The organism is Streptomyces sp. NPDC046859, assembly GCF_040645135.1.
In the GTDB taxonomy this organism is placed as follows: Bacteria; Actinomycetota; Actinomycetes; order Streptomycetales; family Streptomycetaceae; genus Streptomyces.
This window is the reverse complement of the sequence record NZ_JBEYXR010000013.1, coordinates 157,184-171,712: the sequence shown is the minus strand read 5'-3', so window position 1 is coordinate 171,712 and position 14,529 is coordinate 157,184. Positions and strand designations below refer to the sequence as shown.

Below are 14,529 nucleotides of genomic sequence, written 5' to 3'. Positions count from 1 at the left end.
GATCCCTCCCGCCATCCCATATGCTTCTCACGTCCCCGACGCGCTGAGAAGCGCCCAGGCGGGCCGATAGCCCTCATCGTCTAGCGGCCTAGGACGCCGCCCTTTCAAGGCGGTAGCACGGGTTCGAATCCCGTTGGGGGCACGCAGTACGGTGTGCGACACTGTTGCACGCATCGCAAGGTCCTGTGGAGCAGTTTGGAGTGCTCGCCACCCTGTCAAGGTGGAGGCCGCGGGTTCAAATCCCGTCAGGACCGCTGTGAAGGTCGCAAGACCCTCACGGCTGGGTAGCTCAGTTGGTACGAGCGATCGCCTGAAAAGCGATAGGTCGCCGGTTCGACCCCGGCCCCAGCCACAGAGGAAGCCCCCGTCGAGTGATCGGCGGGGGCTTCGCCGTGCCCGCCGGACAAAAGCATTCGCCATGAATTTCGGCGGGATGAGACCCTGGACCGCGTATGTCTACGCACCCCGCCCCCGCCCTCGGCGCCCTCGCCCCCCGTCTGACCGAGCTCTCGCTGCGTGACGCGCAGCGTCTCGGCCGGCGGCTGGAGGGCGCGCGCAAGATCCGTAAGCCCGAGGCGCAGACCGCCGTGCTCGCCGAGATCGAAGGGGAGATCGCCAAGGGCGAGGAGCGCATCGCCGCGCGGCGCGCCCGTGTGCCCGCGGTCTCGTATCCGGAGCAGCTGCCGGTCAGCCAGAAGAAGGACGAGATCGCCGCGGCGATCCGCGATCACCAGGTCGTGATCGTCGCCGGTGAGACCGGCTCCGGCAAGACGACGCAGATCCCGAAGATCTGCCTGGAGCTGGGCCGCGGTGTGCGCGGCATGATCGGGCACACGCAGCCCCGCCGGATCGCCGCGCGCACGGTCGCCGAGCGGGTGGCGGAGGAGCTGGACACGCCGCTGGGCGAGGCGGTCGGCTGGAAGGTGCGGTTCACCGACCAGGTGAACCCGGAGGGCACCTTCGTCAAGCTGATGACGGACGGCATCCTGCTCGCCGAGATCCAGACGGACCGCGAGCTGCGCGCCTACGACACGATCATCATCGACGAGGCCCACGAGCGATCCCTCAACATCGACTTCCTGCTGGGGTACCTCGCCCAGCTGCTGCCGAGGCGGCCGGACCTCAAGGTCGTCATCACCTCGGCGACCATCGACCCGGAGCGTTTCTCGCGGCACTTCGGCGACGCCCCGATCGTCGAGGTCAGCGGCCGTACGTACCCGGTGGAGGTGCGCTACCGCCCGCTGCTGGAGGAGGACTCCGACGACGCCGACCGCGACCAGATCACGGCGATCACGGACGCGGTCGAGGAGCTGATGGGCGAGGGGAAGGGCGACATCCTCGTCTTCCTCTCCGGTGAGCGGGAGATCCGGGACACCGCGGACGCGCTGGAGAAGAAGAAGTACCGGTTCACCGAGGTGCTGCCCTTGTACGCCCGGCTCTCGCACGCCGAGCAGCACCGGGTGTTCCAGCCGCACACCGGGCGCAGGATCGTTCTGGCGACCAATGTCGCCGAGACGTCGCTGACCGTGCCGGGCATCAAATACGTGATCGACCCCGGGTTCGCCCGGATCAGCCGGTACAGCCATCGCACCAAGGTGCAGCGGCTGCCGATCGAGCCGATCTCGCAGGCCAGCGCCAACCAGCGCAAGGGCCGCTGCGGCCGTACCTCCGACGGCGTCTGCATCCGGCTGTACTCCGAGGACGACTTCCTCGCCCGGCCGGAGTTCACCGACGCGGAGATCCTGCGCACCAACCTCGCCTCCGTCATCCTCCAGATGACCGCGGCCGGCCTCGGCGACATCGAGAAGTTCCCGTTCATCGACCCGCCGGACCACCGCAACATCCGTGACGGCGTCCAGCTCCTGCAGGAGCTCGGCGCGCTGGACCCGGCGCAGAAGGACGCGCGCAAGCGGCTCACCGACACGGGCCGCAAGCTCGCCCAGCTCCCAGTGGACCCGCGGCTGGCCCGGATGGTCCTGGAGGCCGACCGCAACGGCTGCGTCCGGGAGGTCATGGTCATCGCGGCCGCCCTGTCCATCCAGGACCCGCGCGAGCGCCCCGCGGACAAGCAGGCCCAGGCCGACCAGCAGCACGCCCGGTTCAAGGACGAGACGAGCGACTTCCTCGCCTATCTGAACCTGTGGCGCTACATCCGTGAGCAGCAGCGCGAGCGCGGCTCGTCGTCGTTCCGCCGGATGTGCAAGCAGGAGTACCTGAACTTCCTGCGGATCCGCGAGTGGCAGGACATCTACACGCAGCTGCGGACCGTGGCGAAGCAGATGGGCATCCATCTCAACGAGGACGACGCGCCCGCGGACCGCATCCACGTCTCCCTCCTCGCCGGTCTCCTCTCCCACATCGGGATGAAGGACGTGAAGGAGTCGAAGGACTCCGCTCCGGGGGCGCGCAAGGAGGGCGGGCGCAACGAGTACCTGGGCGCCCGCAACGCCAAGTTCGCGATCTTCCCCGGGTCGGCGCTCTTCAGGAAGCCGCCGCGTTTCGTGATGTCCGCCGAGCTGGTGGAGACGTCCCGGCTGTGGGCGCGGGTCAACGCGCGCATCGAGCCGGAGTGGGTGGAGCCGCTGGCCGGGCACCTGCTGAAGCGGACGTACAGCGAACCGCACTGGGAGAAGGACCAGGCGGCCGTGATGGCGTACGAGAAGGTGACGCTGTACGGCGTCCCGATCGTGGCGCAGCGCAAGGTGAACTACGGCCGGATCGACCCGGAGGTCAGCCGGGAGCTGTTCATCCGCAACGCCCTGGTGGAGGGCGACTGGCGCACGCACCACAAGTTCTTCGCCGACAACCGCCGGCTGCTGAGCGAGGTCGAGGAGCTGGAGCACCGCGCCCGGCGCCGGGACATCGTCGTCGACGACGAGACGCTGTTCGACTTCTACGACGAGAAGGTCCCCGAGCACGTCGTGTCGGGGGCGCACTTCGACGCGTGGTGGAAGCGCAAGCGGCAGGAGCAGCCCGACTTCCTGGACTTCGAGCGGGAGATGCTCATCCGGGAGTCGGCCGAGGCGGTCACGAAAGCCGACTATCCGGACTCGTGGCGGCAGGGGCAGCTCAAGTTCCGGGTGACGTACCAGTTCGAGCCGGGCGCCGACGCGGACGGTGTGACCGTCCACATCCCGCTCCAGGTGCTCAACCAGGTCACCGCGGAGGGCTTCGACTGGCAGATCCCGGGTCTGCGGGAGGAGTTGGTGACGGAGCTGATCCGTTCGCTGCCGAAGCCGATCCGCCGCAACTACGTGCCGGCGCCGAACTTCGCGAAGCGGTTCCTGGACACGGCCGTCCCCGGCCAGGAGCCGCTGACGGTGACGATGGCCCGCGAGCTGAAGCGGATGGTCGGGGTGCCGTTCACCGCGGACGACTTCGACTGGGCGAAGGTCCCCGAGCATCTGCGCGTCACGTTCCGCATCGTCGACGAGCGGCGCCGCAAGCTCGCCGAGGACAAGGACCTGGAGGCGCTGAAGCTGCGCCTGAAGCCGAAGGCGCGCAAGGCGCTCTCCCAGGCCGCCGCGGCGACCGCGTCCCGGCAGGGCGGGGAGTCGCTGGAGCGTTCGGGCCTGACGGACTGGACGATCGGCACGCTCACCCGGGTCTTCGAGACCCGGCGGGCCGGACAGCCGGTTAAGGCGTACCCGGCGCTCGTGGACGACGGCGACACGGTCTCCGTGCGGCTGTTCGACACGGAGGCGGAGCAGCAGCAGGCGATGTGGAGGGGCACCCGGCGGCTGATCCTGCGCAACATCCCGGTCAACCCGGCGAAGTTCGCATCCGAAAAGCTGACCAACGCTCAGAAGCTGGCCCTGTCGGCGAATCCGCACGGGTCGATCCAGGCGCTGTTCGACGACTGCGCCATGGCGGCGGCGGACAAGCTGATCGGTGACTTCGGCGGCCCCGCGTGGGACGAGGAGTCGTACCGGAAGCTGTACGACAAGGTGCGCGCGGAGATCGTCGACACGACGGTGCGCGCGGTGGGGCAGGTGCAGCAGGTGCTGGCCGCCTGGCAGGCCGCGGAGCGGCGTCTGAAGGGCGTGCGCAGCCCCGCCCTGCTGCCGAACCTCGCGGACGCGCGGGCCCAGCTGGACGCCCTCGTGAAGCCCGGTTTCGTCACCGAGGCGGGGCTGCGCCGGCTGCCCGACCTGATGCGCTACCTGATCGCGGTGGACCGCCGTCTGCAGCAGATGCCGACGAACGTCCAGCGCGACACGACGCGCATGGAGAAGGTCCACGAGATGCGGGACGAGTACGCCTGGCTGCTGGAGCAGATGCCGCAGGGCCGTCCGGTGCCGCAGGCGGTGCTGGACGTCCGCTGGATGCTGGAGGAGCTGCGGGTCAGCTATTTCGCGCACGCGCTGGGCACGGCGTATCCGATCTCCGACAAGCGGATCGTGAAGGCGATCGACGCGCTGGCGCCGTGACGGACCCCCCACGGAGGGTGAGTTCGACCCGGGGCTCACCCTCCTGTACAGTCTCTTCTCGCAGCGCACCGCACGAATGGCGCCGCAAAACCTGGTCCTGTGGAGCAGTTTGGAGTGCTCGCCACCCTGTCAAGGTGGAGGCCGCGGGTTCAAATCCCGTCAGGACCGCAAGTGAAGGCCCGTCCCCGTCGAGGGGGCGGGCCTTTCGCATGGGCGCGGCAGGGCCCCGGCGGCTCTCTTCAGGGCCGCCCCTCAGCCGCCCTGGAGGGCCCGGAGGGGCTTGAGGGGCTTGAGGGGCTGGTGGGGCGATGCCGGGCCGGCGGGCCGTTCACGCCGCCTTGACGGAGCCACCTTCGCTCGGTACCCAGATCTCAGGGCCCTTTTCGGCTGGCCCCCGTGGAGGTGGCGTATGGCGGCATCGACCAGGCACGAGACGCGGGCCCTGCTCCGCGCGCACCTGTCGGCCGCCTCCTCCTACCGACATCTGACCCGGCACTGCCCGATCTGCCACCGGCTGCTGCGGCTGGCCCTCGACAGCGCGTCCGGCACCCCCGGGGCGTCCGACACGCCCGGTGCCCTCCGGCCGGCCGCGGACGAGGCGACCCCGGAGGAGACGCCGTCCCCGGCCTGACCACGACCGTCCTCAACTCCGGTCGCGCCAGCGGCTTCTGGAAGGTGTCACTCCCTTTAACGCACATACGCCAGAGGCAACAAGCACCCCGGCGTGTGACGGGTGTCACCGCATGAGTTTCCGGGAGCCCGCCACTTACACCCCGCCTACAAACGGTCAATTTAATATGTGCAATTGCACCAGGTTCCGTGGGTCGCGCCGGCCACCCGGTGCGACCGTCCGGGCCCGGCCGCACCGGCGATCCGACAGCGGTCCCCAGACTTCGACAAGGCCACGCACAGCCTCACGGACGGGCGCGCGAGGGCGCACAAAAAAGATCGCGCTGGACCCGGCGGAGTCCAGCGCGATCTACGACGCACCCTTGTTGCGTGCCTGAAGTGCTCTGACGGCTTGGGCGAGGGCTCTGTTGGGGCAGAACCCGCGTCGCTTGGAGCTAGGTCCGGGCGCTGCGGCGAGTTGGGGGAACCGCCGGTTTGCCCGGTTCTGCGAGAGTTCAGGCCTCGCTGCGCTGCTGCGGAATACCCGCGAGCAGAGCGCGGACCTCAGCCTCGCGGTAACGGCGGTGACCGCCGAGCGTACGGATGGAAGTGAGCTTCCCGGCCTTCGCCCACCGCGTGACCGCCTTGGGGTCGACGCGGAACATCGTGGCGACCTCAGCCGGGGTCAGCAGCGGCTCGGCATCAGGGGTGCGAGCGGTCATGAGCGGCCTCCTCGGGAGAACCGAACCTTCTCGGTTCTTTCCTCTAAATTCTGCACCTTGACCCGCGTTGCCCGAAATGGCGGACGCGAGTCGAGTCGGTTATAGGACGAACGGCTTGTCCTCGGCACTACAACTACACCATCTGTCCAGCCGCGTCGGCCAAACCGATGGAATTGCCCCTCCAGGTGTTCATCAGCGACGGAAGCCGATGGACCATGCCATAGCGGACAGTCACGCCACTGTGACGATCAGTCACAGTGGCGTGCAGGAGTCTCATGACCCCCCAAAGCGTGCAATGTCGAGACGGAGACCTCCCCGGACTCCTTGTCCTATTTTGGCACGAGGAGGGGTTAGGGACGCAAGAGCCGTGTACGTGCGGTCCGTCACGCTTGGACGAGTTGGCTGGATCCAGAGGTATACGCCCGGATCGCGCCTTACGTCCCTCGTTGACGAGACATCAGGTACCTCAGACCGAGCACGAAACCCCAAAACGGGCGGATCGTCAAACGCCAGTTCGTTACATACGGGATGCCACTCGTCACCCCGTGGCCTGAGCTGTGCGCTGGGTCACACTCCCCCGCGCGCGGGGGAGTTCAGTTGGCGGACCGCCGGTCCCGTACCGACCGCCAGCGCTCCACGAGACGCCCGTACGCCTCCCCGGCCGCCGCGCCGTCGCCCCGCCGCAGCGCCTCGATGCCCTCCGCCACGTCCGCGGCCGAGTGGTCGTCCTCCAGCTCACCGGCCGGCAGCGTGTGCACCAGGCCGCCGTAGTCCAGTTCCACCAGCGAACGCGGGTGGAACTCCTCCAGCCAGCGCCCCACGTCCAGCAGGCCGTCGAGGAGCGGGCCCTCGTCGATGCTCTCCTTCAGCGTCCGCAGGCCCCGCGCCACCCGGCGCCGCGCCTCCACCATCGGCGTCTGGTACCGCAGCATCGGGGGCACGTCGCCGGAGCCCTTGTCGAAGCGCCGCTCCCCGTCCGACACCAGGACGAACCAGTGCAGCGGCACCTGCCACGTCGAGGTACGGATCCACGGCCGCGCGTCCGGGTTGCGGGCCAGCCAGCGCTCGTAGTCCTGGGCCGCCTGCCGCCGTACGACCTCCGGCAGGACCGCGTCCAGCACCGGCTCGGGCAGCTCGTCGCCGATTTCCCCCAGCGCCTGCCAGCCGCGCAGCCGGGTGCGCCACGGGCACACGCACACCACCCCGTCCACCTCCAGCACGAAGGCGTCACTGCTCTCGTGGACGGGCACCGGCACGGGCGGCGTGGGCAGCAAGTCGGCCAGGGAGCGGCGCAGTTCGTCCTGGTACGAGGGACGGTCGGGGCGGCGGGCGTAACGGGCCCAGTGACCGCGTTCCGGCTCGGGGAAGGCGGCCAGTGGCTCGTACACCCTCAGGTACGTCGCATACGGGACGATCACCGAGGACACCTTGGGCACGCCTGCTCCCTCCCCCGCCGTCTGCCAGGAAAACCTGTGGACCCCGCCTGGGACGGAGCGGGAAATCCATGCAAATCGTCGCACGGCTGTACTCCGGGAGGAGGTGATCCCCCGCGCCGCGGGTTCACGGGGCGTCCGGAGGTCTAATCTCATGCTCGAGCACCCGCCACCGTCCCCCATCGCGCCACAAGCGCGGGGGACCGCGAGGGGGCTCCGCTCCGATCGCCGCCCGTACTCAGGAGTCACCACAGTGACCGACGTAACACACGGCGTCCTGCACACCCTGTTCCACTCGGACCAGGGGGGTCACGAGCAAGTTGTGCTCTGTCAGGACCGCGCCAGCGGCCTCAAGGCCGTCATCGCCATCCACTCCACCGCTCTGGGCCCCGCCCTCGGCGGTACGCGCTTCTACCCGTACGCGACCGAGGAGGAGGCCGTCGCCGACGCCCTGAACCTCGCGCGCGGGATGTCGTACAAGAACGCCATGGCCGGGCTCGACCACGGCGGCGGGAAGGCCGTGATCATCGGTGATCCGGCCCGGATCAAGACGGAGGAGCTGCTGCTGGCCTACGGCCGGTCCGTGGCCTCCCTGGGCGGCCGCTACGTCACCGCGTGCGACGTCGGCACCTATGTGGCCGACATGGATGTGGTGGCGCGCGAGAACCGCTGGACGACCGGGCGCTCCCCGGAGAACGGCGGCGCCGGCGACTCCTCGGTGCTCACCGCCTTCGGCGTCTACCAGGGCATGCGCGCCTCCGCGCAGCACCGCTGGGGCGACCCCTCGCTGCGGGACCGCACGGTCGGCGTCGCGGGCGTCGGCAAGGTGGGCCACATCCTGGTCGAGCACCTGGTGGCCGAGGGCGCCAAGGTCGTGATCACGGACGTGCGGGAGGAAGCCGTCGGCCGGATCGTCGCGGCCCACCCGGACTCGGTGAGGGCCGTCGCCGACACCGCGACCCTGATCCGCGTCGAGGACCTCGACATCTACGCGCCCTGCGCGCTCGGCGGGGCCCTGAACGACGACACCGTGCCGGTGCTGACCGCCGGGATCGTGTGCGGCGCCGCCAACAACCAGCTCGCCCATCCGGGTGTCGAGAAGGACCTCGCCGACCGCGGAATCCTCTACGCGCCCGACTACGTGGTGAACGCCGGCGGGGTCATCCAGGTCGCCGACGAGCTGCACGGGTTCGACTTCGACCGCTGCAAGGTGAAGGCGGCGAAGATCTTCGACACCACGCTGGCGATATTCGCACGTGCGAAGGATGACGGGATTCCGCCGGCGGCCGCGGCCGACCGGATCGCCGAGCAGCGGATCGCGGAGGCCGGCGCGGGCCGCTGATCCGGCGTACCCGGGAGGGCCGGGGTCCGCCGGCACGGCCACGGGCGGTACCCGCCGGTGGGCAGTTGGAGAGAACTCTCACTTCTACCGGCGGGTCGACCGCTCATAAGTGGTTAAAATCGCGGTTGACCAGCGAGGACAGGGCACCTCGAAGGTCCTGGGCAGACGCGCGTGCTGCGGGCGACGTACCGTATGGGCGCGGGCTCAGGTACCGTGGAAGCCCTACGGATCGGCCTCTCCATGGAGAGTCCGTTCCGGATCATGAACGCGTGTCAGACTCTGGGGCCGTCGAGCCCCGTCACCGAGGGGGTCGAGCCATGGGGCGCGGCCGGGCCAAGGCCAAGCAGACGAAGGTCGCCCGCCAGCTGAAGTACAACAGCGGTGGGACGGATCTTTCACGTCTGGCCAGTGAACTGGGCGCATCGACTTCGAGCCAGCCGCCGAACGGCGAGCCGTTCGAGGACGATGAGGACGACGAGGACGATCTTTACTCTCGGTACGCCGACCTCTACGAGGACGACGACGAGGACGAAGACGACGGTCCCTCTTCACAACACCGTCGCGGCGCTTGACCATGCACTGAGCACTCACCCGGTCGGTGGCTCTGCCACCGGCCGGGTTCTGTGCTGTCCTCGGGTCGGGACCGCTCAGACCGCGTAGTCGCCGACCAGCTCCGCGCCGGTCGGGTGCTCGCCGCGGTCCGTGATCTCGCCGGTCACCCATGCGTCGACGCCGCGGTCGCTCAGCGTGGCCAGGGCCGCGTCGACCGAGTCCGGCGGCACGATCGCCATCATGCCGACGCCCATGTTCAGCGTCTTCTCCAGCTCCAGGCGCTCGACCCGGCCGGTCCTGCCGACGAGGTCGAAGACGGGCGCCGGGGTCCAGGTGGACCGGTCGACGACCGCGTGGAGCCCGTCGGGGATCACCCGGGCCAGGTTGGCCGCCAGACCGCCACCGGTGATGTGGCTGAAGGCGTGCACCTCGGTGGTCCGGGTCAGCGCCAGGCAGTCCAGCGAGTAGATCTTCGTGGGCTCCAGCAGTTCCTCGCCGAGCGTGCGGCCGAACTCCTCGATCCGGGCGTCCAGCGCGAGACCGGCCTGGTCCAGCAGGACGTGCCGCACCAGCGAGTACCCGTTCGAGTGAAGGCCGGAAGCCGCCATGGCGATCACGGCGTCACCCTTACGGATGCGATCCGCGCCGAGCAGCCGGTCGGCCTCCACGACGCCCGTACCGGCGCCGGCGACGTCGAAGTCGTCCTCGCCCAGCAGGCCCGGGTGCTCGGCCGTCTCACCGCCGACCAGGGCGCACCCGGCCAGCACACAGCCCTCGGCGATGCCCTTGACGATCGAGGCGACCCGTTCGGGGTGGACCTTGCCGACGCAGATGTAGTCGGTCATGAACAGCGGCTCGGCGCCGCACACCACGATGTCGTCCATGACCATGGCGACCAGGTCGTGCCCGATCGTGTCGTAGACGCCCATCCGGCGCGCGATGTCGACCTTGGTGCCGACGCCGTCCGTGGCGGACGCGAGGAGGGGACGCTCGTACCGCTTGAGGGCGGAGGCGTCGAAGAGCCCGGCGAAGCCGCCGAGGCCGCCGAGGACCTCGGGGCGCTGGGCCTTCTTCACCCACTCCTTCATCAGCTCGACCGCGCGGTCGCCCGCCTCGATGTCGACGCCCGCCGCCGCGTAGGAAGCACCGCCGGTGGCCGTCGCCGGAGGCGACTGATCTGACACAGGAGACATTGCCTGGGATCTTTCGGTTGGGAACTACGGGGCTTACGGGCGACGGATCGCGTCGGCGGCAGCCGTGGCGGCCGTACCGGCCGCGAGCTCGGTCTCCAGGAGCTGCTTGCCGAGCAGCTCGGGGTCCGGGAGGTCCATCGGGTACTCGCCGTCGAAGCAGGCGCGGCACAGGTTCGGCTTGGCGATGGTGGTCGCCTCGATCATGCCGTCGATGGAGATGTACGACAGGGAGTCGGCGCCCAGGGACGTGCCGATCTCCTCGATCGTCATGCCGTTGGCGATGAGCTCGGCGCGGGTGGCGAAGTCGATGCCGAAGAAGCACGGCCACTTCACCGGCGGCGAGGAGATCCGGATGTGGACCTCGGCGGCGCCCGCCTCGCGGAGCATGCGGACCAGGGCGCGCTGGGTGTTGCCGCGCACGATCGAGTCGTCGACGACGACCAGGCGCTTGCCCTTGATGACTTCCTTGAGCGGGTTCAGCTTCAGGCGGATGCCGAGCTGGCGGATCGTCTGCGAGGGCTGGATGAAGGTCCGCCCGACGTAGGCGTTCTTCACCAGGCCCGCGCCGAACGGGATGCCGCTCGCCTCCGCGTAGCCGATGGCGGCCGGGGTGCCGGACTCCGGGGTCGCTATGACCAGGTCGGCCTCGACCGGGGCCTCCTTCGCCAGCCTGCGGCCCATCTCCACGCGGGAGAGGTACACGTTGCGGCCGGCGATGTCGGTGTCGGGACGGGCCAGGTACACGTACTCGAAGACACAGCCCTTGGGCTTCGCTTCCGCGAATCGGGAGGTGCGCAGGCCGTTCTCGTCGATGGCGACGAACTCGCCCGGCTCGATCTCGCGGACGTAGCTGGCGCCGACGATGTCGAGGGCCGCGCTCTCGGAGGCGGCGACCCAGCCGCGCTCCAGGCGGCCGAGGACCAGCGGGCGGATGCCCTGCGGGTCACGGGCGGCGTAGAGGGTGTGCTCGTCCATGAAGACGAGGCTGAAGGCGCCCTGCACCTGCGGAAGGACCTCGTGGGCCGCCTCCTCGATGGTGAGCGGCTTGCCGTCCTCGTCGACCTGGGCCGCGAGCAGCGCGGTCAGCAGGTCGGTGTCGTTGGTGGCCGCGACGCGCGGGGACCGGCCGCCCTCCTGCTTGGGCAGGTCGGCGACCATCTCGGCGAGCTGGGCGGTGTTGACGAGGTTGCCGTTGTGGCCGAGCGCGATGGAGCCGTGCCCGGTGGCACGGAACGTCGGCTGGGCGTTCTCCCACACGGAGGCGCCGGTGGTCGAGTAGCGGGCGTGTCCGACCGCGATGTGACCCTGGAGCGAACCGAGCGAGGTCTCGTCGAAGACCTGGGACACGAGGCCCATGTCCTTGAAGACGAGGATCTGGGAGCCGTTGCTGACCGCGATTCCCGCGGACTCCTGGCCCCGATGCTGGAGGGCGTAGAGCCCGAAGTACGTGAGCTTTGCGACCTCTTCGCCCGGAGCCCAGACACCGAAGACGCCACACGCGTCCTGGGGGCCTTTCTCGCCGGGGAGCAGATCGTGATTGAGTCGACCGTCACCACGTGGCACGCCCCCGAGTGTAGGCGAGGTCGACCACTGGTCCGAATTGGGGAATACCCCGCGTGACACCGCGGTAAAGGATCACTTGCCCGCGGTCGCGTGGACGGTCTCGCCGTTTTCGCTGGTCAGCGTGAGCGTGCGGTGATCGACGCGGTATTTCACCGTGCCGTCGAAGAGGCCCAGGAGCTTCTTCTCCGCCGTCATGAGTGAGGTGTCGCACATCATTCGGGTGGTGGACGCCGTGCCGAGCGTGATACTGCCGTCGCGGACCGTCGCGGCGGCCTTCACGCGGTTGCAGCCGAGACTTCCGCTGACCTGGCCGGTCTTCGCGTCGAAGGTGAGGTGGGCCCGGCCGTCGGCGTCCGGGCTGGTCACGGTCCACTCGGTGCCCTTGAGCGGGGCCGCCTCCTGCCGGGTGAGCGCCACGCGGTCGCCGTCCTTCGTGGTGAGGGTGAGCCTGTCACCGTCCTTCTCGGTGGTCAGGTCGCCGTCCGCGAGGGTACGGGCGAGGGTCTGCTCGAAGCCGGCCGGGACGCCGTCGCACGCCATCTCCGTCGACTGGACCTGCTCGAAGGCGACGTGGCCGTCGGCGAAGTCGGCCCGGGCGCCGAAGTCGTTGCAGCCGAGGTTGCCCTCGACCTTCCCGTCGCCGGAGACGCGCAGCCATGCGGTGTCCGGGGCGGCGTCCTTCTTCCCGTCCGTGGTGACCTGGTCGACGCCCCAGCGGGCGTCGGAGAGTGACGCCCGCGCCCCGGCGCCGACCGAGTCGCTCCCGGCGTCCTCGCTGCCGCAGGCGACGGCGAGGGGCAGGAGGGTCAGGGCGGCGAGAGCGGCCAGTCGCTGCCTGTTCGTACGGGGTGTGCCGAGAGTGTCCATGCCGGTGGGACGGGAGGGACGAAGGACCGGTTCCGCCCCTTCGTCCGCGGCCGAGGCTCCTGACTGGGCAGAGTCGGACGCCGTCCGTGACGCCACCCGAAGGAGACCCGCTCATGACGCTCGGCCCGCAACGCCGTCTGGCCCTCCTCGGGGGCGGGTTCTCCACCGACGACGACGGCGTCCTGGACGACTGGCTGCTCGGCCTGGTGGGCACGGCCCGGCCGAGAGTCTGCTTCGTGCCGACGGCGAGCGGCGACGCGCCCGGCTATGTCGAGCGCTTCCTCGCGGCGTTCGCCGACCGTCCAGCAGAGGCCGAGATCCTGCCCCTGTTCCGGCGCACGCTCGACGACGAGGCCCTGCGGACCTTCCTGCTGAGCCAGGACGTCGTGTACGTCGGCGGGGGCAAGACCGCGAACCTCCTGGCCGTATGGCGCGCGCACGGCGTGGACCGGCTGCTGCGTCAGGCGTACGACCGAGGTGTCCTGCTGTGCGGCATCAGCGCCGGGGCCAACTGCTGGGCCGAGGGCTCCCACACCGACTCCTTCGGGCCGCTGACCCACCTGGCCGACGGGCTGGGCCTGCTGCCCGGCTCGGTCTGCCCGCACTACGACGGTGAGCCGGGACGCCGGCCGTCCTACCGGGCGGCGGTGGCGGGCGGGACGCTGCCGCCGGGCTGGGCGGTGGAGGACGGCGTCGGCGCCCTCTTCACCGAGGGCCGGCTGACGGAGGCGGTGACGCGGACGCCCGGGGCCGGGCTGTACCGGGTGGAGCCGGACGGGGAGGGCGGGGCCACCGAGCACGTCGTGCCCTGCCGCCCCCTCCGCCGCGAAAGGCTCACCCCATGAGCGGCAGTAGTCCGCCCAGGTCGGCGCGTTCGCCGCTCGCGCTGACCTTGGCCTCCGCGAGGGCGTCCGTCCAGGTGAGGCGGCCGGTGGCCAGCCGGATCCAGGTCAGCGGGTCCGTCTCGACGACGTTGGGCGGGGTGCCCCGGGTGTGCCTCGGGCCCTCCACGCACTGCACGACGGCGTAGGGCGGGACGCGTACCTCGGTCGAACCGCCGGGCGCCTTCGCGGCGAGCGCGTCGGCCAGCAGCCGGGTGCAGGCAGCCAGGGCCAGGCGGTCGTAGGGGATGTCCAGGCCCGGCACGGCGGCGTTGAGGTCGTCGGTGTGGACGACGAGCTCGACGGTGCGGGTGACGAGGTAGTCGGCGAGGGGCAGGGCGCCGCTGCGGGTGTCGAGGAGCCGGTCGCCGGGCGCGGTGACGAGGCGCTCGGTGAGGCGTTCCTCGGTGCGGGCGTACAGCGCGTCGAGGTCGGGGTGGGCGGCGGCCAGCTCACGGGTGCCGTCGGCGATGTCCCCGGCGCGGGCGGCGGTGGCCGAGGGCCAGTCCAGCAGGGTGAGCCCGGCCTTCGGCGGTTCGTCCCGGTCGAGGTTCCGGCTGACGGTCTCCAGGGCCATGGTCACGTGGGCGGCCAGGTCCCGCACGGTCCAGCCGTCCAGCCGGGTCGGCAGGGCGAATTGCTCCGCGGTGAGCCCGCGGACGGCCTGCCGGACGTGCCCGAACTGGGCGAGCACGGCGGTGCGGATCTTGACGGGGTCATAGGTGCGCGCGCGCTTCTTGGCCGGGGGCATGGGGAGCAGCCTATGCGCGAGGTCACGGTCCGGATCGAAGTTCGACGACCTGGCTGCCGCACCGTCCACACCGCGAAGTTCGGCGAGGAGGTGCTCCCCGATCCGGCCGGTCGAGCGGGACATCGAGATCCTCGAGAACTGCGAGGGCTGAACGCGGAAGGCCCCGTCCGTTCGGTCGAACGGACG

General features: G+C 70.2%; 11 protein-coding genes and 4 tRNA genes. 9 read left to right on the top strand and 6 right to left on the bottom strand.

Annotated features, from left to right (window positions below; all coding sequences use genetic code 11):
- The first annotated feature begins 69 nt into the window (after positions 1–69).
- The 6 genes from ABZ899_RS20985 (at position 70) to ABZ899_RS20960 (ending at position 5,061) form a co-directional block, all read left to right on the top strand.
- Positions 70–142, top strand: a tRNA-Glu gene (locus ABZ899_RS20985).
- A 37-nt stretch (positions 143–179) separates the two neighbouring features.
- Positions 180–254, top strand: a tRNA-Asp gene (locus tag ABZ899_RS20980).
- 24 nt (positions 255–278) lie between these two features.
- Positions 279–352, top strand: a tRNA-Phe gene (locus tag ABZ899_RS20975).
- A 100-nt stretch (positions 353–452) separates the two neighbouring features.
- Positions 453–4,430: an ATP-dependent RNA helicase HrpA gene (gene hrpA / locus ABZ899_RS20970; protein WP_361348139.1), complete on the top strand. Its 3,978-nt coding sequence runs from the start codon at positions 453–455 to the stop codon at positions 4,428–4,430.
- Between the two features lie 93 nt (positions 4,431–4,523).
- Positions 4,524–4,598: transfer RNA gene (locus ABZ899_RS20965), tRNA-Asp, on the top strand.
- A 241-nt stretch (positions 4,599–4,839) separates the two neighbouring features.
- Positions 4,840–5,061 (top strand): DUF6274 family protein, encoded by a 222-nt coding sequence (locus ABZ899_RS20960; RefSeq protein WP_361348136.1) that lies wholly within the window; start codon positions 4,840–4,842, stop codon positions 5,059–5,061.
- A 493-nt stretch (positions 5,062–5,554) separates the two neighbouring features.
- Here ABZ899_RS20960 and bldC read toward each other — a convergent pair whose 3' ends face one another.
- Together bldC and ABZ899_RS20950 are read right to left on the bottom strand one after the other, a co-directional pair.
- Positions 5,555–5,761, bottom strand: a complete 207-nt coding sequence (bldC, locus tag ABZ899_RS20955) for a developmental transcriptional regulator BldC (protein WP_086732921.1) — start codon at positions 5,759–5,761, stop codon at positions 5,555–5,557.
- A gap of 593 nt (positions 5,762–6,354) precedes the next feature.
- The gene (locus ABZ899_RS20950) at positions 6,355–7,197 is read right to left on the bottom strand and encodes a hypothetical protein (RefSeq protein WP_361348133.1); all 843 of its coding nucleotides are present in this window, start codon (positions 7,195–7,197) and stop codon (positions 6,355–6,357) included.
- Positions 7,198–7,447: 250 nt separating this feature from the next.
- Between ABZ899_RS20950 and ABZ899_RS20945 the strand changes: the two genes are divergently transcribed.
- Both ABZ899_RS20945 and ABZ899_RS20940 read left to right on the top strand, forming a co-directional pair.
- On the top strand, positions 7,448–8,536 hold the full coding sequence (locus tag ABZ899_RS20945) for a Glu/Leu/Phe/Val dehydrogenase dimerization domain-containing protein (protein ID WP_361348130.1): 1,089 nt from the start codon (positions 7,448–7,450) through the stop codon (positions 8,534–8,536).
- A gap of 317 nt (positions 8,537–8,853) precedes the next feature.
- A complete protein-coding gene (locus ABZ899_RS20940; RefSeq protein ID WP_062673355.1) occupies positions 8,854–9,108 on the top strand; it encodes a DUF3073 domain-containing protein in 255 nt (84 codons plus the stop codon).
- Between the two features lie 75 nt (positions 9,109–9,183).
- Here the strand turns inward: ABZ899_RS20940 and purM are convergent, their stop codons facing one another.
- The 3 genes from purM to ABZ899_RS20925 form a co-directional block, all read right to left on the bottom strand.
- A complete protein-coding gene (gene purM, locus ABZ899_RS20935) occupies positions 9,184–10,272 on the bottom strand; it encodes a phosphoribosylformylglycinamidine cyclo-ligase (RefSeq protein WP_361348127.1) in 1,089 nt (362 codons plus the stop codon).
- Positions 10,273–10,314: 42 nt separating this feature from the next.
- Positions 10,315–11,844, bottom strand: a complete 1,530-nt coding sequence (purF, locus tag ABZ899_RS20930; protein WP_361348125.1) for an amidophosphoribosyltransferase — start codon at positions 11,842–11,844, stop codon at positions 10,315–10,317.
- Between the two features lie 72 nt (positions 11,845–11,916).
- Positions 11,917–12,711, bottom strand: a complete 795-nt coding sequence (locus ABZ899_RS20925; protein WP_361348122.1) for an META domain-containing protein — start codon at positions 12,709–12,711, stop codon at positions 11,917–11,919.
- A gap of 113 nt (positions 12,712–12,824) precedes the next feature.
- Here ABZ899_RS20925 and ABZ899_RS20920 point away from each other — a divergent pair, with 113 nt between their 5' ends.
- Entirely contained in the window at positions 12,825–13,556 is a 732-nt protein-coding gene (locus tag ABZ899_RS20920) for a peptidase E (protein WP_361348120.1), read from the top strand.
- Here ABZ899_RS20920 and ABZ899_RS20915 read toward each other — a convergent pair.
- Entirely contained in the window at positions 13,546–14,343 is a 798-nt protein-coding gene (locus tag ABZ899_RS20915) for a sterol carrier family protein (RefSeq protein ID WP_361348243.1), read from the bottom strand. The genes ABZ899_RS20920 and ABZ899_RS20915 overlap by 11 nt on opposite strands.
- Positions 14,344–14,529: the final 186 nt, after the last annotated feature.